Genomic DNA, 18,413 nt, shown 5'->3' with positions numbered 1-18,413 from the left:
GTAGAAGACAATTCGATGGGCAAATCAGCAGGATTTACTTTTGAGAATTTGGTTCGGTAAAAATAATAGATATAACTGAGATGAATCTGTAAAAGTGAGGTATAGATGTGTCCGACTATATATTAACATACTCAAAAATTAAGTTCTTTCCACTAGAACCTGTAAAGGAAGACATTAAGATAGAGGATATAGCCCACTCGTTATCGCTAATGACCAGGGCTAACGGGCATTGCAGCCATTTTTACTCGGTTGGTCAGCACTCAATTCATTGCTATAAAGAGGCCAAAAATAGAGGGTATTCTGAAAGGGTCCAACTCGGTTGCCTGTTGCATGATGCCAGTGAAAGCTACATATCCGATTTAACAAGGCCAGTCAAGCGTAACCTACCTCAGTATTTTACTATCGAGGAAAAATTACAAAGGATTATCTATGACTACTTTGGTCTTGGCGATTTATTGGATGAAGAACGGAAGCAGATAGAGGATGTTGACGACACTTTGCTTCACTATGAGTTTGAAACGCTGATGGATTTCCATATGTTTGATCCTTCTCCGTATAAGTCTGTGGAACATGATTTCTCCCAAAGGGATTTTACCAGCGTCGAGAAAGAGTTCATTGCGATTTTCAATGGACTAAATTACGCGTGCTCCCTGCGGATACGTCATGAATAATTAAAAGCTACCACCTTTTCGGGTGGTAGCCAGTTCATAAGAGTTTTTTAGAAGATCACACCTAAAGCGATAAGAATCAAAATTGCTACTGCAATGATAGCGACACCGACACCCGCGCCAACGCCATAAGGCGCAACGGGAGCAACAGGTCGAGGACAACATGCTCCGCTCATTCCACCATAACCCATACCGTACATAAGAAGTTCCACCTTTCTAAATTAGAATACGATTCCCATTGCGATCAGAAGAAGAATTATAACAACAACTGCCGCGATCCCTGCGCCAAAGCCTTTTCCACATCCGCAGTCTACCCCATCAACGTTACCAAATGCCATTTGAATTTCCTCCTTTGTTAAGAGATAACACATAATATGCAAAGTATGGGTTATGTGTAACAATATGGAATAACAAATAGCCAGAGTTTGATGTTATGATGAGCAATAATCATTTGTTCATCGTCTTTGACTGAGCGAAGGTAATAGGTCCTCTGTCGTATCCTCGATTCGCCAGAAACAGGGGAGTTAGTGTAAAATAAACCAATGGGGGCAAAAAAAGGCCACGGGCATCTTCGCAAAGACAAACCGGGAGTAATGTGTACTGAGTCATCTTAATTACCACCACCGGGGTGACATTTTCCTGATTTCAAACTAAACTTAGCGGCATATGTAGATCATTAAGCGTAACGAAAGGAAGGCAGTATGAAGTTTAAAGGAGTTATTTTTGATTTAGATGGGACACTAGTTAATTCACTTGAAGATATAGCGGATTCTATGAACAATGTTCTACAAAGATATGGTTTTCCTTCTCATGAGCTTCAAGCCTATAAGTACTTCATTGGTAATGGGATTAAAAATCTTGTGCGTGAAGCATTACCCGAAATGTGTAAAGAGGAAGAGTTAATTCTTAGGTGTTTCGATTTGATGATGGGGGAATATCGTAATAACTGCACGAACAAAACACAACCTTATGATGGGATTGTCGAGCTACTTAATGAACTGGCTGCACGTGAGATGAAATTAGCGGTGCTTTCTAATAAGGTTGATGCTTTAACAAAAAAAGTGGTAATGACCCTACTACCGAATCGGAATTTCGAAGTAGTAATCGGAGTCAGCGATGAAATACCTAGAAAACCAAACCCCTTAGGTGCTTTGCTAATAAGCCAACAATTAGGAATTTATCCTGAGAACTTAATTTATGTGGGTGATACTGGCGTTGATATGCAAGCCGCAAATAGTGCAGGAGCGTATGCGGTAGGGGCGTTATGGGGTTTTCGAACGAAAGAAGAATTAACCTTAAACGGTGCAAAGTATTTGTTGAACCACCCTTTGGAATTGATTCAAATGTTAAAAGAGATTTAAATATAAACGGAACGATCCATAATGTCGGCTCGCCGCTTTATTTATTGCGATATATGAAAGAGAGGTTTGTATTTTAGATGGATAATATTATCAAATATATTCCGGATGGAGTATGTTCAAAGGAAATAAGCTTTTATATTGTAGATGGCAAACTTAAGAATGTAAAGTTTGTAAAGGGTTGTACTGGAAATGCTCAGGGAGTATCGAGGCTCGTGGAGGGAATGGATGCCGCAGAAGTTGTGAAGAGATTAAAAGGGATCAAATGTCAGAACGGAACATCGTGTCCAGACCAACTGGCGACCGCTATAGAAAATTCTAGATAGAGATACCATTTTCATTGGATATGCTAGGGGGTCTTGGAAGTAACGGTGGCGCTGGCGTGACTTGAAATATTGCACATTTAGAGCGAGGAATTGAGGGTTCAAATATGATTACAAATATTGAAGAATTATTGATGAATGCATAGCCAGCTCTAAAACGTAGCACTTGGGAAGTTTAAAAGTAGAGTTGTAGTGTAAAAGGATCTATTCCTAGGAATGATAGGGATAGATCCTTCTCTTTTGAGGGGAATGGGCTTACAAACTACCTTCATGAAAAAATACATCATTTATCATACTGGGATTTATGAATCGGTTATATCATTAATTGTTTTCGCATGTCGCTATAAATTTGGAGGTGCCAAAGTGAAAGATTATTATTCCGTGCTTGAAATCAATGAAAATGCAACGATCGACGAAATAAAGACTGCATTTAGAACTCTCATGAAGGTTTGGCATCCAGATGTATGTTCAAGAAAAGATGCATATGAGAGATTTGTTGAGATTGTCGAGGCATATGAGACATTAAAGAGTCCGCAACAACGTAAACTATACGATGAAATGCGCAAAACATGCGACGATGAACCAATACAAAAAGCTGAGGAAAATAAAACAACACTATTTGAATTCATTGTAATAATAGTTCTTATCATAATGAGTTTAAGTTTTGTGGCGTTTATTGCTTACAAAGTTTATAATGCTCTTCATGGAAATGCTATCAACTTAACTCCTCAATGAACTTTGACAGAGGCCTATTAAAAATACAGTCCTTATCATTTACTCGACCGTTCCAACACTGTCAATAAAAGAGTTCATTGCGATTTCCAGAGGCCTGATGGGCCCTTGTTTAAATGAATAATGTAAACAAAAAAGCTGCTATTTCTAGCAGCTTTGAAAGCTATATATAAGAGCACGTAATGATCTACCTAACACCAATACAGATCGCTGATTACCTAACTAGGATCTTCCGACCACAATTAAGCAGGTTACCACCTATACTGATGATTCGTTCGACCTTACAAGATATCTACCCAGCTATAAACAACCTCTCGGCTGCATATAACCGACATTCCTACATGCATATATCTTACGACATATGGTTGCGTAAGAAACTCAACACCCAGCAAAATCTTAGCTCGACCCTTTACGATAAGTTGGGACATCAAAGCAATCGATGAATAGACTGCAATAAAGCCTTTTCCCACCCCTAAAAGATCTTCCCTCCGACTATAGACAAGCGTTTTACCACCTACATATAATCTTTGGCTGACCCATATACACCCGGAAAAGAGCATATATAAATATTGGCTCAACCATTACGTACCCTTATGATCATATTATGGCTCTTTGCGCCTTATATTATGATGGAAATATTAGGGGCCGATTATATGATTTGGAAGGCTTCGCTTTTTCCGGGAAGGATTTCATCTTAATAATATCGAATTATTGAATATGAGGAAATATTTAAAGAGGTTCTAGTGGATCTATGTTTATTACAGCAAAACCACTTATTAAATCTTTCTTTTGGAAATAGAGTAGATGATGGTTGGATTTGTATGATGATTTGATAAGATACTGAAATAAAAGCAGTGCTTATAAGATATTAGAGTATTTTAATTTTGAGCACTCATAGTAGGGGTATATACATGGTAACGTTAAAGACAATGGATTCTAGCATCGTTTCATTTATCATATTAATTCTTATTTATATCAATGCTTATAACCGTGCGGAAAAGGTATTTATGCACTATAAGCTGTTTATTGACCTAATAATAATCAATATGGCTTTAATTATCGTTGACATTATGGGTTGGGTTTTTAATGGTTTACCGGGTAGTATGAACATAATTTACAATATGGGGTTTAATCTTCTGCTCTATATCATGGCGCCAATGGCACCATCGTTGTGCATGATTTATGCAAATTTTCATGTATTTCGAGATGAGAAACGAATAATAAAACTGAAGCGTGTTTTGAAGGTTTTTTTAGTTGTCAACGCTGCGATATCGATAATGAGTCTTTTTACTGGTTGGTTTTTCAGTGTTGATGCAGGAAATATTTATCATAGAGGGGAATATTTTTGGGTCCATGTTGCCTATTGTTATTTGCTGATAGGCTATTCCTTTTTTTTCGTCATTCTAAACCGGAGTCTGATTGAAAAAAGGAATTACTTTTCACTGCTGTTGTTTTTTCTTCCTCAGACAGTCGGAACTACCATTCAAATGTTCTATTATGGAGTATCCTATAATTGGATAGGCATGATGTTGTCACTTCTAATCGTATATTTCAACATACAAGATCGTGGATTAAAAACTGATTACCTCACAGGAGTATATAATCGTAGGGAGTCAGACGGATATATCCAAGCAAAAATCAGAAACAGTACGGGAACAAAATCATTTTCAGCTATCCTGATTGACCTGGATGAATTCAAGTCAATCAATGACAGGTTCGGTCATGAAACTGGGGATGCGGCACTAAAGGATGCAGTAAGTATCATCAGAAAAAGTTTGCGTCTAAATGATTTCATTGCAAGGGTTGGTGGAGATGAATTCGTTATCATCCTAGACATCTATAGTCGAGAGATGCTTGAACAGGCAGTTAAAAGAATAACTGACAATGTTGAAAAATTCAATAAGGACAGCCCAAAGCCCTATAAAATTAGTTTTTCGATCGGATATGACATCTATGATATTAATTCCGAATTGAAATCGGATGAATTTTTCAATCACATTGATATGTTAATGTATGATCATAAAAAATCTAGATATTGATAATCTTAATCATCCCTTGAGATTTATGAGGTTCTATAAATAATAGCATCAGCGTCCTTATAGGATGCTGATGCTATTGTCGTAAGGTTCATTATTTCGACTTAATATAGATATCCGACGTCGCAAGCCTTCAAAATCAGACAGACGAAGTGGGTTCCAAAGCGAGTAAGGCGTGGAGGAATGGTCGGATTGAGGTATCAAAAGCATATTTTGCAGCGCAAGGTAATACGTTCATGATAGGTTTGCTGGAGATTTGTTCCGCAAGTGATAGAGAGGTCAAGGTACGATCGATGGTCGGGGTGGAGTCGAACGGTCGGCTTTAAGAGCCCCACCTCTTTAGAGTTTGAAGGGTAATGTATCAAGAAAATCATGGAGGAATTCAAACCCTAAACCAGCAAGGAACCATTCAGGGGCCATCCGAAGGGTAATATAGCCGTTAATATTTAATATATCACTGTAGTGCCAGGGACTGCTTCCTAGTACCTCTGCAAAAATAAAACCACTGGAATATTCGATCATCCATATTATGGATAAATAGGTCAGCCCACGGATCGACCAGTGATAAGGCCGCACTAGAGTATGCAAGGGTTCTAGAAATACCGACAGCCCATAAATGGGTATCATTACCAAGAAGGTAAATCCATGCATGCTGAAATCACCTTTAAGGAGGGAGGCCAAACCCGTATAGACAACTTCGAGCAGAAGGCCAATTATTCCATAAATCAAGAAGCGTTTTAGTATTTTCATGAATTTATTATGAGTTAAACAAAGTCAGTGCATGCATGATCAATGTAGGGATATTCTGACAATAATACTTAGGAACCAGTATATTTAGAGATGCTGGATCATACTACTTACGATATTAACTACAATTTGTATTCCGTTATCCTTTGTAGCCGGTATTTATGGCATGAACTTTGAATATATGCGGGAATTGAACTGGAAATATGGTTATTTTATAGTTTTAGGATTAATGATCTATATCGGTATTTCGATGTTCTTGTGGTTTAAGCGCAAGGGATGGTTTGATACATAAATAGTACGACCAGGATGATTAACCCCGATTGGTGCTCATAAGAACCAAGACAGTGCATATAAGATCGTTGTAGCACCCTTAACGATGTAGCCCTAGTAATACAAGTGTAGAGAAATTTTCTCTACACTTGTATTACTAGGGCTAAGAAAGTTCTATTCTAGTGGGTACTAGAAGGCAGTAAGTATAGCAGGGGCCGTTACACTAACGGCTCAGTATATCCCCTTATTCAACTGGTTCAAATTGATCCTTGGAAACACCGCATGTAGGGCAAACCCAATCTTCTGGAATATCTTCAAAAGAGGTACCGGGTGCAATCCCTGAATCGGGATCCCCAAGGGCCGGATCATAAACATATCCACATACTGAACACTGATAATTCTTCATTTTATTTCCTCCTTTTAAAATAATTTCTTCGTGGCTCATCATGACATTCACAAGAACCCGGGACAGTGTAAAATAGACTTTGCCTAGCTCATATTCTATAATTAGATCAATTATAAATCAATAGTAACTTTCACCTTAGTTTCGACAATTTTCGATTGTCTAACCATCCGATAATCTAATGGTTACCATTTATCCGAGGCCAACAGCTAGAAAGTCTTATACCTACATTCGTAATGAGGGGAGCCAAGGGTCTTAGTCATTTCACGAATAATGCGGTGCTATTGTCAACGTCATAAGTTTAGCTAAGTGGTAGACTATGAAATGTAAATGGATTTTGAAAGTTGTCATAACAGTTCTCCTATTATTTTGATGGAGGTTGCTGTGGTGCAGATGATACGCACATGAATGAAACTGCGAGAAAGTTAAGGAGTTGTCTTTAATGAAAGAGATAAGCAATAATAATAGAAAAGTTGTAATTAGTAAGGCTGTCAAATTAGATGCTAAAGCCTTAATAGAGTATCTTAATATAATTGGCGGAGAATCAGATTTCTTAACCTTTGGAATGGGACAGTTCGGATACCCATGTAAACGTTAATAGAGGCATATGCAACTATTTTAGTACTTGCATTATTAATAAAGTCATTAATATGAAGTACTAAAACTTCGTTATTCTGCAAAATTATTGACACAAGAAGATTATTATTTTAGAATTAAAGTTGCGTAGGAAACAATAATGAGGATGATAACCATGAAGGATTTATCAAAGTATGTTTCAGTGGCTTATCGCCGTACACAAATGTTTTATACAGAGCAGCTTAAAGAATTAGGAGTTAGTAGTGGACAGTTTATGTTTATCGTTTGTATCTGTGAGAACGTGGCTCAAACACAGGATGAATTATCTCAACGGCTGATTATTGACAAGAGTACTGTAGCAAAGATATTATCCCAACTTGAAACAGATGGATACATCACTAAAACCATCAATTCAAATGATAGGCGTGCATGTAGTATTTTTCCTACGGATAAGGCTGTTGCAATTTATCCCAAAATATTAGAGATAAAAGATGAATGGCATAATAAAATGACGGAAAATTTTAGTGATATAGAACGTGATGTTTTTGAAAAGCTAATGGTAAAAGTCATGGAGAATAGTATTAATAACTGCAAATAGGTAAGAGGCTTATGTTATACAATGCATATGTTGATGAAAACGACAATTCTATAAAAATAAGAATATTTAAATTATAGAATAAATGGATAGGATATGGAAATTTAATATGATAAAAAGATTACTTGCGTACGTTTTAGGACTTTTTATGATGACAATAGGAATAGGTTTTTCGCTAAAATCAAATCTAGGAGTATCACCCGTCAGCTCAATTCCCTATACGATTACGCTGATAGCAGGTATTGAAATGGGAAAAGCCACAATTTTATTCCATATTATACTGATACTGATGCAAATCGTAATTTTACGAAAAGATTTCGAAATAAAAAACTTGTCTCAACTCGTTGTGGCAGTTGTTTTCGGATATTTCACTACCTTTTCAAATTATTTAATGACATTTTTACCCACACCTGAAAATTACGCAATACGTTTTCTACTTCTGCTGATGAGCATAATATTCGTTGCAGTCGGGATTTTTCTTTATCTGCCACCTGATATCGTGCCACTTGCTGGAGAAGGTGCAATGCAGGCGGTATCCCAAAAAACTGGAATTGCATTTCCAAGGGTAAAGGTAGTATTTGATACTTCTATGGTACTAATTTCAGGAATAACCTGCTTGTTTGTTCTTCGCGGCCTTGGAAGCGTGGGGGCTGGAACAATAATTTCAGCCGTTCTGGTTGGAACTGTTTTGAGCTTCATTATGAAATTGTTTAGGGAAAAGCTTGATAAATTTTTGAATGATGATTCTGAGGTATCTGTTATTAATGAAGTAGGTAATGCGCATTCTTCTTAAAATGTGGCAGTAAGCTTGGTTTAGGGTGTCATCTCAATGCTATGAAGTTTGTCGATCACATTTCCCAGAATCAATATCCCGCTGGTGCATTAGCCGCAGCTCTGTATATCGTATGTGGAGTTCTTGGTATGGAGCGAGGCACAATGTCTGAACAGAGGGAAGAAAACGGTAATGAAACGTTTTCAAATATGGAGCTATTACGTTTAGCCATGCCCCGTCGAGTATTTACTCTTTCCCAAGTGAAGTATGCGGTTGACCGTATTGGGTGGCTTTATGAAAACCACAAGCTTATTGGGGGGCTAAAGTTTGTAGACGAGCCGAAGATCTTACGATTTTTCTTCGGAAGATTAGGAACAGTTTCAGACTGGCAATCTCAACTGGTCAATAGTTCCGTAAGGATTTTGGAGACAGTCTGAAACTCCCGAAGTATGGAAAAGGTTTTTTTGCATTGCGCAAAGAATCTCTTTTAATTGTCGTTAATGCGATAACGGACTGGAAGAGGCGTATCCATTTCTCCATTTAGTGCGTTTTAAACCTTGGATCTCGCCTTCCATCGCGCGAATCCCCAAAGGGTAAGCACCCAAACGAACACAAAAGGCAAAATCAGATAACTTTCCACGAATGAAAGTTCTAAATTTAAAGCAGGTCCTCTCGTAACCCTTAAGGCGGTTCCTAAAAATACGGTACTCACAGCAAGTCTCCATTTTAACCCCTTTAAATTAAATACAGTTTCTATGCCCCAAGTCGTCGTAAAAAGAAAGGCACAACATTTTATAACCAGGACCCCAAGCCAGACCCCTACAAATAAGGACTCAACTCCAGCAACCGTCTGCCCTATTTCCACCATTTTTCCTAATTGAAGTATACCAAATTCCATACGAGTAGTTTCTGCAGGTCCAAAGACAAGAATTTGAATTAAGACAATCAAAGCGTCTAGAATTCCTACCAAAAAAGCAGCTCGCCAAATCCCAGTCCTCAATTGGCCAAGCTCTTGCTTACCAGTAGGTAGAAAAGTAAGGATTCCCGCTAAGAACAGGATATATGCCATCGGAAATGGTATCACTTTAAGCGTCCCGAAAAAAAGAGGTTTTAATCCCTCGCTTAAAATAGGCATAAGTTCTCCTTGTTCAATCCGCGGTATGGATAGACTTACATTCAGAACCATCGCGATCACAATCACGGGAAAGATGACTTCGGAAAAACGAGCAAACACTTCTATCCCAGAGTTTACCAGATAGAAGACGAGCAGAAGACCACCTAGATAGAACACCCAAAGAGGCGTTAACGGCATAATCGTTTGCTCATAGATGACATCGATGAGGCCTAAGACTAATCCGCCATAGTAACACGAGATTAAAATATATATAAATCCTATAATTTTGCCTATCCATTTCCCAAAGATTTTTCCCGAAATTTGCAACAAGTTTTCGTGTGGATACTGTGCAGAAAGTGAGAGTACCATCAGGCCGTAAGGAATTGTCAGAGCAAATGCTGGTAAGATAGCCATCCAACCATCCCGTCCACCAGCCTCGGTAACAAACGTTGCTAGGAGGAGGAAAGTTCCGCCCATGAGTACAGATGCCCCTAAGGTCATGAATTGATGTGTTGAGATCCTTTCCATGGTACCCTTTCCCACTTGAATGGGGTTCCTCAACGTTTAAACGCTTTAACACCCACCATTGTGTCTATACAAACTTCTTCCTTATTTTTCCCGACAATGAGTCTATTATCCGCAAAGATCTTCGGCTCTTTTCTCAATAAGCCGCCACAGTATACTACGAAGGCATACCTTAGGCGTAAGAAGTGATTCAACCCACTGGAGTGCGTCCCGCAAACTGGGGCGTTTGTATATATGTAGGGTGACAGGCAATTATCTTGTGAAGAGGATGATAATGTCCCTAGTTTCAATCGTCTTGGTAGTATTCGAAATCGTTTTTTCTATATAGTTGGTAATTGAGGATAGGTCTTTAAATACGGATTGAGAACTATCTGAAGTTTGGTCAGCGACAGTCTAACCTGACTGCATAATTAAACGAATAGAAACTAACAATGATAGAGTAAACCCTATCTGAAGCAGAATTTTTTTATCGGAAGGGAGTGAAACCCCTGTTTAGTAAAAATATGTCCTTGAATTTGATCTCAGTAAACAAATCCTTTGGGATTAAGCATGTGGTCGAAAATCTAAACCTTTCTATACCTAAAGGAGAGGTTTTTGGTTTTCTTGGTTCAAATGGTGCAGGAAAAACTACGACAATGCGGATGATCCTAGATATTATTAGACCAGATAGCGGACAAATTACCTGGCAAGATAAACCAGTTGGTTTGGAAACAGCACGTTCTTTTGGATATCTTCCGGAGGAACGAGGCTTATATCCGAAAATGATCGTTGCTGATCAGATGAATTTCTTTGCTCGTCTGCGGGGACTATCAAAGGTGGAGGCTGAAAAACGAATTGACTATTGGTCAGAGCGGTTTCAGTTGGGGGAACTTGTGAAGAAAAAGGCCAATGAACTATCAAAGGGGAACCAGCAAAAGATTCAATTTATTATTGCTATCTTACATCAACCCGATCTCTTGATTTTAGATGAACCCTTTTCCGGTTTAGACCCGGTGAATGTAGAGTTGCTAAAAACAGCATTTCGCGATCTTGCTAAAGAAGGGCGGACCATTCTTTTTTCTAGCCATCGCATGGAACATATTGAAGAGCTTTGTGACTCTCTTTGTATAATCAAGGAGGGAAGGCTCATCGCTAAAGGTTCAGTGGGACATATAAAAGGTTTAACCGGTCGGCAAATTATACGTTTAAGTATCGTTGGTTCGTTAGATTTCCTCGAAGACTTCCAACTCGAGTTATCAACATTGGGGTCAAACATTAATAAACAGTCCGAAGGCCTAACTCAAACGACCAAAGAGGTGGAATTTGATATTCCCAAGGGTATAGACCCTCAAGCCATTTTGCAACGTGCAATAGAACACGGAGAGGTCAAACGCTTTGAAATTGGAGATCCTACGTTGAATGAAGTCTTTATTACTTTAGTTGGAGGGAATGTCTAATGAGACTTCTGGTATTAATTCAGCGAGAATATGTAGAGAGAGTGCGCAATAAGACCTTTATTATTTCAACGATCCTTGGTTTAGTTATGATTTTAGGACTTTCCTTTGCTCCGTCGATTATGGATAAGATTAAATCGGCAGACAAATCTCAAATTACAATCCTTGAACAGACGGGACAGATCACAAACTATTTGAATGATCAACTTCAGAGTAAACTTCCAAACGGTGAACGTGTATTTTCATTCCAAGCAGTTGTTGCCAATTCCTTCGATTGGGCTGATCGGAAAGAGGTCTTGCTAAAGAAACTCGTAGCGGGTCAAACTTCGGCAGTTCTAGAAATAGCACCACCAGGAGCACCTGATAGTGTTATTTGGCATACAAAAAGGATAGAGCTAGGTGGCGCTTCAACCAAGGTAAGTGCTACTTTACAGCAGATGACGACTCAACATCGTATTCAGGCAAGTGGACTTACACAAACTCAACTGACTGAAATTTTTGCGCCCATAAATTTCACTGTGCAATCTGAGGGTCTCAAAGCAAGCTCTCAGGAACAGCAAACTCAAAACATGACGCTTGTTTATTTCTTGCTTTTTATGCTTTATTTCTCGTTGATCGTCTATGGCATGTATGTGGCTAATGGGGTGGTTGAAGAGAAAAGTAGTCGCGTGATGGAAATGATGATAGGAATGGTTAAACCTTCTTCCATGATGACTGCTAAAATCTTGGGTATTGGAGCAGTCGGATTAACCCAGTACTTTCTATGGATTGGCACTGGTTTAGGGCTTCTAGCCCTTAAAGGGAAAGGGATCTCCCTCATTCCTGGGATGACGTTTCAACTTGCAACAATAGAGCCTTTGTATTTGTTCTATTTCGGCGTCTTTTTTATTCTAGGATTCTTACTGTATGCTTCCATGTATGCCGGCATTGGGGCTATGGTCAGTCGACCTGAAGATACGAATCAGGCTGTAAGCCCGATGACGTTTTTGATTGTTGCTGCTTTTATGTTAGCCATGTTTTCGCTGTACAGTCCAGATAATCCCTGGATTGTAGGTCTTTCCTATGTGCCATTCTTTACGCCAATGGTCTTATTTGCCCGCATTGTTTTAACCGATGTCTCGATTTTAGGTGTGTTGTTAGGCATTCTTGATTTGCTGCTGACCACATTACTCTTGATTTGGATTGCAGGCAAGATGTATCGAGCGGGTGTTCTTATGTATGGAAAGGTATCCTGGCGAAATATGATAAACATTATGTTTTCTTAGGAATCAAGGTGTATTTTTCGATCAGAATAAAAGTTGCTATACCTATAAAATAAACTAGGATTGTGTAGAACAGATTCCACCCATCTTGAAAAACCAGGATGTTCAACTTCACAAGTATGCTTTGGCCAACAAAAGCAATAATGAATGGCACTAGCTTCCAAAACCATTTCTTCAGGTAGCATACGAAAAATACCAAAAACAAAGCTTCAACTAACTGATAAGCAAAAATAAACATGGTGCTAGATAAGTACATATCTTGAACCCAATTCACATTATAGTATTGTTTCCCTAAAAGAAGAATTATTGGAATGGGATAGTGAAGAATGACAAACCCAACGAAGTAGAATGTACTAATGCGCAGCCATGATCTAGGCTGTAATTCATTCATTTTCTTAAACCATATTTTGGAGAAAACTTGATAAATAAGAATACAAAGGCCTGTCATATAATATTTCCACCAATGATGTTCGTATATTCCTAATTTCATAAACAAATATTCAACTAGTAAATAGATTACGGTAATTAAGGAAATCCATCCATATCCTAATGAGTACGCTGCAACCAAGATCGCTGTGCCAGGATAAAAAGTCGAGTTAAGTATAAGATGACCTAATAGGTTTTGGGCCCAAGGGCTTGTAAATATACCAGTTTTATAAGCATAACTATTAAATAAACCAAGTACAGTAAATTCGCCTATCCATGTAACACATGTAGAAAATAGAAAAAATACAAAAAAAGTCGAGAGTTTAGCAATGTCTCTTTTCTTATATATAGTAAACGCCGCGATTCCCAATCCAATAATAGCTATAAGACAATACCAGTATATGTTTGCCATAAAACCTCCTAGATGCTTGTGTTATCCATGTTGTGGATTAAAGGCCAATTAAATATCAAAGGAACTATAAACAAATATATAGTTCCTTTAATATCAAAATAATATACAAAAGAAAAACTGTCTCAAATAGAAATGCAATTTCTATTTGAGACAGTTCCTTATGGAGAACATTGATTAATACTTATGCTTCGGGCACGGTGGGGAGCACGATAGAAATTCTTGTGCCGATATCCTGCCTGCTCAAAACCTCCATATGTCCGCCGTGTCGCTCCGTGATCCACTTGGCAATGGATAAGCCCAGCCCCGTTCCGCCCGTGGCTCGGGCGCGGGATTCGTCGGCGCGGAAAAACCGGTCAAAAATCCGAGGAACCGCATCGGGCGCGATACCAATGCCTTCATCTTGTACGATCAGCCGGGCATAGCCGTCTACACCGGAAACAGAAATGGTGATCCCTTTACCAGGGGGCGTGTATTTCATGGCATTGTCAATCAGTATCCGTGTCGCCTGTTTGATAAGGTTTTTATCCGCGTTAATGAAAACGGGCGTAACATTCGAATCGTATTCGTGCCCACCGTCTATCATCTGGGTTTCCCGGAGCACTTCTACGGCAAGGACGGACAGTTCAAAACGCTCTATCTGCAGAGCCATGGTGTTGTTGTCGCCCCGTGCCAGAAATAAAAGCTGTTCCACCAAGCCCTTCATATTCGCTGTCTCATCCTTGATGGCATCGATGGATTCCTGCAACGTCTTTTCATCCTTTTTCCCCCACCGATCCAGCAGATTGGCATACCCCTGAATGACGGAAATCGGCGTCCTTAGCTCATGGGACGCATCCGATACAAAGCGCGCCTGGGAACGATAAGATTCGTTGATTCGGTCCAACATCCCGTTAATAGCCGAGGCGAGGGTTTTCAATTCGCTCTGCGTATCGTCCACTGGAATTCTCGTATCCAGCCTTGTGGCGTTGATGTCGTCCAATTTACCTGCCAGAACTTCCAGCTGCTCCGGTGTAAAAACGCCGCCGATATTCAGGTTTTGCGCCGTTTTAGCCAATTCTTCAATGGGTCGGAGGGTTTTCCGTATCGTTCTCGCACCTGAGGGAATGCTCCCGAGCAGCATTGAAAATTCCAGAATCAAAACTATGGTAAACATCCCTACAAATATCCGTAGGGTCTCCTGAAGACGGATGGATATAAGATAAGAACGTCCGCTATCATCGAGCGTCACATTGTAGGTAACACCCTCTAATTGTCCCCATAAATTCAAGCCTTTGGAATTCGGCAGGTTGATACTCCTTACACCAGATGCAGTCTGTCTGGCAAGGTGGGTCTGTAGGACTTTGGGAATTTGAAACCCTTTTGGTTCTCCTGTTTGCAGCGAAACACGGCATCCAGTAAGCTCAAGCCAGTTTTCTACTTCAGAGGTAGGTAGTCCCGTTTGATTCAGCATGTGGGCCGTCGCCGCCACGGTCTGTTCAGCGCGTGCTATCAGTCCTGCCGCGGACACCAGACACAGAATCACATTAAGGGTCAAAAAAATCCCTAGCAAACGAAAAAACAGTTTGATGTTGAGCCTCAATACAAGAGAAAACCGTATTTTATGGCCGATACGGTTAGTTGAATTGTTTAACGGCTCACGTTTCATCCTTAATCACATACCCCACTCCTCTTACGGTATGAATCAGTTTAATATCGAACACCTCGTCGATTTTTCCACGCAGAAAACGCACATAGACATCGACGGCGTTGGATTCACCCGCAAAATCAAAGCCCCATACATTTTCGAGCAGTGATTCCCGGGAAACGACCAAACCTTTATTTTTGAGCAAATAGTGTAGAAGGTCAAATTCGCGTTTTGTCAGTTCTATAGGCTTACCCCTCACGGTAACCGTATGGCGGTTCGTGTCCAAAAGTAGACCGGAGGAGGACAACACCACATCTTCATGCGTGGTTTTTCTAAGGGCGGTGCGGATCCGGGCCAGAAGCTCATCAATGGCAAAGGGTTTGGTTATGTAGTCGCTCGCCCCGCTGTCAAGTCCCGAAACCTTATCCATGACGCTGTCCCTCGCCGTCAGCATAATAATGGGAACGGAGGAGGTTCGGCGAAGTCTGCGCAGCACTTCCATGCCGCTCAACTGAGGCAGCATAACATCCAGCAAAACGAGGTCGAACTCGCCGGTTTCGGCGAGTTCAAGCCCTGTTCTACCATCAAAGGCCTTTGTTGTAGTATAACCCTCATAGCCAAGCTCAAGCTCGACAAATCGGGCAATCTTTTCCTCATCCTCAATAATTAATATTTTCGAACTCATTGAAAACCCTGCCGTTTCAAATAGATTTTCTTAGATATTTATAGACTTCTTGAGATTTTCGGCGGCGTCCGCTGCGCTATTCATAGCGTCATTGACAGTTGTGCAGCTAACATCAGGTCCGTTGAAGCGATAGCGCAAACCAAAGAATACCCCGATTATGATCAGTGGAATGGTAACCCAGAATGCGAATATAAGCAGTAATGCAAGGACAGTGACAGGAAAAGAGGCTTTGCGCTCCTCGCCCTTCAGCACTTCAAAGGAATTTGTATTGCCCTTGCGAATCATTTTCAAGCAAAATTCTCCTATTTTCTTTAGGACAGAAATAAAGCTTTTCCCTTTGTGGTGGTTATAATGCTGCTTTTCCCAGCAAGTTTCTTTGTAGGCCCCTGCGCTTGAATCGATGGTTTTTTCGCTGCTGTAATAACCGCCTCCGGTCGGTGCTTTTACCTTTCCCTGTTTCTCCAGATAGATAATGGCTTCCAGCAAATCCCCGTTTGCCGCATCTAGGGCAGCCTTGGCCTCTTCGAAGCTTATATTTGCCATTACACATAGTTTTTCCACTTGTTCTAAGGTTGTCATTAAAAATTCCTCCTTGTTTTTGTGCCCGCAACTGAGTATGTTTGTATTCTAACTCAAAAAACTTCAAGGAGAATTTGACTAAAATTAAAATTCGATTAAAAAAAGTCTATCTCATAACCACTTATTTTTCAATACACAGAGCTTTTAGCGCTCTATCATCGTAGAAAAGCGAGGAGAGGGCAGTAGTTGGTGGATTTGTTTGCAAATGAAACTGATATGGAACAATTATACATGTTGTAATATAATCATCTTAAAACGTTCAGTATAAGGAGATCTATGGCACACAGTAGTATAAAATCTGGATTCCATCAATTGAGCGAACGACTTAATCAATTTCCTCAAGGGGCTCCGCCTTCTGAATATCTATTTAAGATACTTAGTGTCTTAATGAATGAAAAGGAAGCGAGGGTTATGTCGGCGTTACCAATAAAACCCTTCTCAATTCAGACAGCCAGTGCAGCTTTAAGAATGAGTGAAGAAGATACTGAAAAGATCCTTATCGAACTTGCTTCCCGAGCCTTATTGATGGATATTGAGAGTCCTGATGGTAGCAGAACCTTTGTTTTACCACCGCCTATGGCAGGTTTCTTTGAATTTTCCCTGATGCGTCTAAGAAGCGACATTGATCAGAAGTTACTTTCTGAACTTTTTTACCAATACTTAAATGTTGAAGAGGATTTCGTCCGAGATTTATTTGTGTCAGAAACAAAGCTTGGAAGAATTTTTGTGAATGAACAAACTTTAAGCACCGTGAATGATTTACATATCCTAGATTACGAACGAACGAGCGAAATCATCAAGAAAGCCTCTAACATTGGAATCGGTATGTGCTATTGTAGGCACAAAATGAACCATCTTGGTAAAGCTTGTGATGCCCCCTTAGAGATATGCATGACCTTTGGGACTACCGCTTCAAGCCTTATAAAATATGGCCATGCCAGGGAAGTTCGCGTTTCGGAGTGCATGAGCTTACTTGAAAAGGCTTACGACCATAACCTGGTTCAAATTGGGGAGAACGAACAAGAGGGGTTACCCTTTATTTGTAATTGTTGTGGCTGCTGCTGCGAAGCTCTTCAGGCCATCAAGAAATTTGGAACTTTAAATGCAATTAATACCACAAATTTTCTGCCTGAGATCAAGGAAGCTAATTGTAACGGCTGTGGAAGGTGTGTTTTGGCCTGTCCAGTAGGAGCTTTAAAGGTAGTATCAGAAAACGCCACGAATGCCAAAGTCCTAAAGAAAGCAAGGCTGGATGAGGAGGTTTGCTTAGGCTGCGGTGTTTGCGTCAGAGCCTGTAACTGTGGAACGATAAAACTTAAGCACAGGGAAAAACGGGTGATTACTCCGGTAAATTCCGTTCATCGAATCGTGTTATTGAGTATCGAAAGAGGGAAACTCCAAAATCTCATTTTTGATAACCAGGCTCTTTATAGTCACAGGGCTATGGCCGCGATACTGGGGGCTATATTGAAAATGCCTCCTATCAAACAAATCATGGCTAGTGAACAGATGAAGTCAAAGTATCTTGCGGCTTTAGTTAGAAATTATAAGTGATAAATAAAGCTTCGATTTCTTACAGCTATAAGAAATCACAATCAACGGGTTATCGATGAAAAGTAGTTAAGCCCTTATTTTCATACTCTTATACTTTGTTCTTATAGTGGTTATCATACGTGATGGTTGGAACTTCGAAGGAGGAAACTTTTATGAATAACCAACAATCCTTGGAGAATTTAATGGAAGTATTTGCCGAGAATCACAGGCTAATGGCAAATATATGGCTTATTCAAAAAAAGTCGAGGAATGCTTTGTATCAACTGAAATGGTTACAAATATCTTTGTAATGGCAGGATAATTGTGGATTGAAGAAGAA

General features: G+C 39.8%; 22 protein-coding genes. 13 read left to right on the top strand and 9 right to left on the bottom strand.

Annotated features, from left to right (window positions below; genetic code table 11):
- The first annotated feature begins 107 nt into the window (after nt 1-107).
- A complete protein-coding gene (locus tag E4K68_RS17705; protein ID WP_135380241.1) occupies nt 108-671 on the top strand; it encodes a phosphohydrolase in 564 nt (187 codons plus the stop codon).
- Between the two features lie 47 nt (nt 672-718).
- Here the strand turns inward: E4K68_RS17705 and E4K68_RS20730 are convergent, their stop codons facing one another.
- Complete coding sequence (locus E4K68_RS20730) at nt 719-868, bottom strand: hypothetical protein (RefSeq protein ID WP_199241773.1); 150 nt, start codon at nt 866-868, stop codon at nt 719-721.
- A 501-nt stretch (nt 869-1,369) separates the two neighbouring features.
- Here E4K68_RS20730 and E4K68_RS17700 point away from each other — a divergent pair.
- The 3 genes from E4K68_RS17700 to E4K68_RS17690 all read left to right on the top strand — a co-directional run bounded on the left by E4K68_RS17700 (nt 1,370) and on the right by E4K68_RS17690 (nt 3,084).
- Nucleotides 1,370-2,029 (top strand): HAD family hydrolase, encoded by a 660-nt coding sequence (locus tag E4K68_RS17700; protein WP_135380240.1) that lies wholly within the window; start codon nt 1,370-1,372, stop codon nt 2,027-2,029.
- A 77-nt stretch (nt 2,030-2,106) separates the two neighbouring features.
- Nucleotides 2,107-2,352 carry a TIGR03905 family TSCPD domain-containing protein gene (locus tag E4K68_RS17695; RefSeq protein WP_135380239.1) on the top strand — a complete coding sequence of 82 codons (246 nt, stop codon included), beginning with the start codon at nt 2,107-2,109 and terminating at the stop codon, nt 2,350-2,352.
- 246 nt (nt 2,353-2,598) lie between these two features.
- Nucleotides 2,599-3,084, top strand: coding sequence for a DnaJ domain-containing protein (locus E4K68_RS17690; protein ID WP_158291460.1), 486 nt, complete (start codon nt 2,599-2,601; stop codon nt 3,082-3,084).
- Between the two features lie 278 nt (nt 3,085-3,362).
- On the opposite strand, the gene E4K68_RS17685 is transcribed toward E4K68_RS17690, so the two are convergent.
- Nucleotides 3,363-3,659: a hypothetical protein gene (locus tag E4K68_RS17685; RefSeq protein ID WP_135380237.1), complete on the bottom strand. Its 297-nt coding sequence runs from the start codon at nt 3,657-3,659 to the stop codon at nt 3,363-3,365.
- 333 nt (nt 3,660-3,992) lie between these two features.
- Here E4K68_RS17685 and E4K68_RS17680 point away from each other — a divergent pair, with 333 nt between their 5' ends.
- Entirely contained in the window at nt 3,993-5,120 is a 1,128-nt protein-coding gene (locus tag E4K68_RS17680; RefSeq protein WP_135380236.1) for a GGDEF domain-containing protein, read from the top strand.
- Between the two features lie 336 nt (nt 5,121-5,456).
- Here E4K68_RS17680 and E4K68_RS17675 read toward each other — a convergent pair whose 3' ends face one another.
- Nucleotides 5,457-5,867: a hypothetical protein gene (locus tag E4K68_RS17675; RefSeq protein WP_135380235.1), complete on the bottom strand. Its 411-nt coding sequence runs from the start codon at nt 5,865-5,867 to the stop codon at nt 5,457-5,459.
- 97 nt (nt 5,868-5,964) lie between these two features.
- Here E4K68_RS17675 and E4K68_RS17670 point away from each other — a divergent pair, with 97 nt between their 5' ends.
- Nucleotides 5,965-6,156, top strand: coding sequence for a CorA family divalent cation transporter (locus E4K68_RS17670; RefSeq protein ID WP_135380251.1), 192 nt, complete (start codon nt 5,965-5,967; stop codon nt 6,154-6,156).
- Between the two features lie 222 nt (nt 6,157-6,378).
- On the opposite strand, the gene rd is transcribed toward E4K68_RS17670, so the two are convergent.
- On the bottom strand, nt 6,379-6,540 hold the full coding sequence (gene rd, locus E4K68_RS17665) for a rubredoxin (RefSeq protein ID WP_135380234.1): 162 nt from the start codon (nt 6,538-6,540) through the stop codon (nt 6,379-6,381).
- Nucleotides 6,541-6,979: 439 nt separating this feature from the next.
- Between rd and E4K68_RS17660 the strand changes: the two genes are divergently transcribed.
- The 4 genes from E4K68_RS17660 (at nt 6,980) to E4K68_RS17645 (ending at nt 8,917) form a co-directional block, all read left to right on the top strand.
- Nucleotides 6,980-7,135 carry a hypothetical protein gene (locus E4K68_RS17660; RefSeq protein WP_199241819.1) on the top strand — a complete coding sequence of 52 codons (156 nt, stop codon included), beginning with the start codon at nt 6,980-6,982 and terminating at the stop codon, nt 7,133-7,135.
- Nucleotides 7,136-7,288: 153 nt separating this feature from the next.
- Nucleotides 7,289-7,711, top strand: coding sequence for a MarR family transcriptional regulator (locus E4K68_RS17655; RefSeq protein ID WP_135380233.1), 423 nt, complete (start codon nt 7,289-7,291; stop codon nt 7,709-7,711).
- An 82-nt stretch (nt 7,712-7,793) separates the two neighbouring features.
- Entirely contained in the window at nt 7,794-8,501 is a 708-nt protein-coding gene (locus E4K68_RS17650; RefSeq protein WP_243450430.1) for a DUF6198 family protein, read from the top strand.
- A gap of 41 nt (nt 8,502-8,542) precedes the next feature.
- The gene (locus E4K68_RS17645; protein ID WP_243450429.1) at nt 8,543-8,917 is read left to right on the top strand and encodes a hypothetical protein; all 375 of its coding nucleotides are present in this window, start codon (nt 8,543-8,545) and stop codon (nt 8,915-8,917) included.
- 113 nt (nt 8,918-9,030) lie between these two features.
- Here E4K68_RS17645 and E4K68_RS17640 read toward each other — a convergent pair whose 3' ends face one another.
- Nucleotides 9,031-10,122 carry an endospore germination permease gene (locus E4K68_RS17640; RefSeq protein WP_135380232.1) on the bottom strand — a complete coding sequence of 364 codons (1,092 nt, stop codon included), beginning with the start codon at nt 10,120-10,122 and terminating at the stop codon, nt 9,031-9,033.
- Between the two features lie 500 nt (nt 10,123-10,622).
- Between E4K68_RS17640 and E4K68_RS17635 the strand changes: the two genes are divergently transcribed.
- Complete coding sequence (locus E4K68_RS17635) at nt 10,623-11,555, top strand: ATP-binding cassette domain-containing protein (RefSeq protein WP_135380231.1); 933 nt, start codon at nt 10,623-10,625, stop codon at nt 11,553-11,555.
- Entirely contained in the window at nt 11,555-12,817 is a 1,263-nt protein-coding gene (locus E4K68_RS17630; protein WP_135380230.1) for an ABC transporter permease, read from the top strand. The genes E4K68_RS17635 and E4K68_RS17630 overlap by 1 nt, the downstream gene beginning before the upstream one ends.
- Here the strand turns inward: E4K68_RS17630 and E4K68_RS17625 are convergent.
- The 4 genes from E4K68_RS17625 to E4K68_RS17610 form a co-directional block, all read right to left on the bottom strand.
- Nucleotides 12,804-13,652: a hypothetical protein gene (locus E4K68_RS17625; protein WP_135380229.1), complete on the bottom strand. Its 849-nt coding sequence runs from the start codon at nt 13,650-13,652 to the stop codon at nt 12,804-12,806. The two genes, E4K68_RS17630 and E4K68_RS17625, sit on opposite strands and share 14 nt — an antisense overlap.
- Nucleotides 13,653-13,833: 181 nt before the next feature.
- A complete protein-coding gene (locus tag E4K68_RS17620) occupies nt 13,834-15,297 on the bottom strand; it encodes a HAMP domain-containing sensor histidine kinase (protein ID WP_135380228.1) in 1,464 nt (487 codons plus the stop codon).
- The gene (locus tag E4K68_RS17615) at nt 15,287-15,961 is read right to left on the bottom strand and encodes a response regulator transcription factor (protein WP_135380227.1); all 675 of its coding nucleotides are present in this window, start codon (nt 15,959-15,961) and stop codon (nt 15,287-15,289) included. The genes E4K68_RS17620 and E4K68_RS17615 overlap by 11 nt, the downstream gene beginning before the upstream one ends.
- Before the next feature lie 30 nt (nt 15,962-15,991).
- The gene (locus tag E4K68_RS17610) at nt 15,992-16,540 is read right to left on the bottom strand and encodes a ubiquitin (protein WP_135380226.1); all 549 of its coding nucleotides are present in this window, start codon (nt 16,538-16,540) and stop codon (nt 15,992-15,994) included.
- A gap of 276 nt (nt 16,541-16,816) precedes the next feature.
- Between E4K68_RS17610 and E4K68_RS17605 the strand changes: the two genes are divergently transcribed.
- Nucleotides 16,817-18,094, top strand: coding sequence for a 4Fe-4S dicluster domain-containing protein (locus E4K68_RS17605; protein ID WP_135380225.1), 1,278 nt, complete (start codon nt 16,817-16,819; stop codon nt 18,092-18,094).
- Nucleotides 18,095-18,413: the final 319 nt, after the last annotated feature.

This window comes from Desulfosporosinus sp. Sb-LF, from assembly GCF_004766055.1.
GTDB lineage: Bacteria > Bacillota > Desulfitobacteriia > Desulfitobacteriales > Desulfitobacteriaceae > Desulfosporosinus.
Note: the sequence above shows the minus strand (reverse complement) of the source record. Positions and strands in the feature narration are given on the sequence as shown.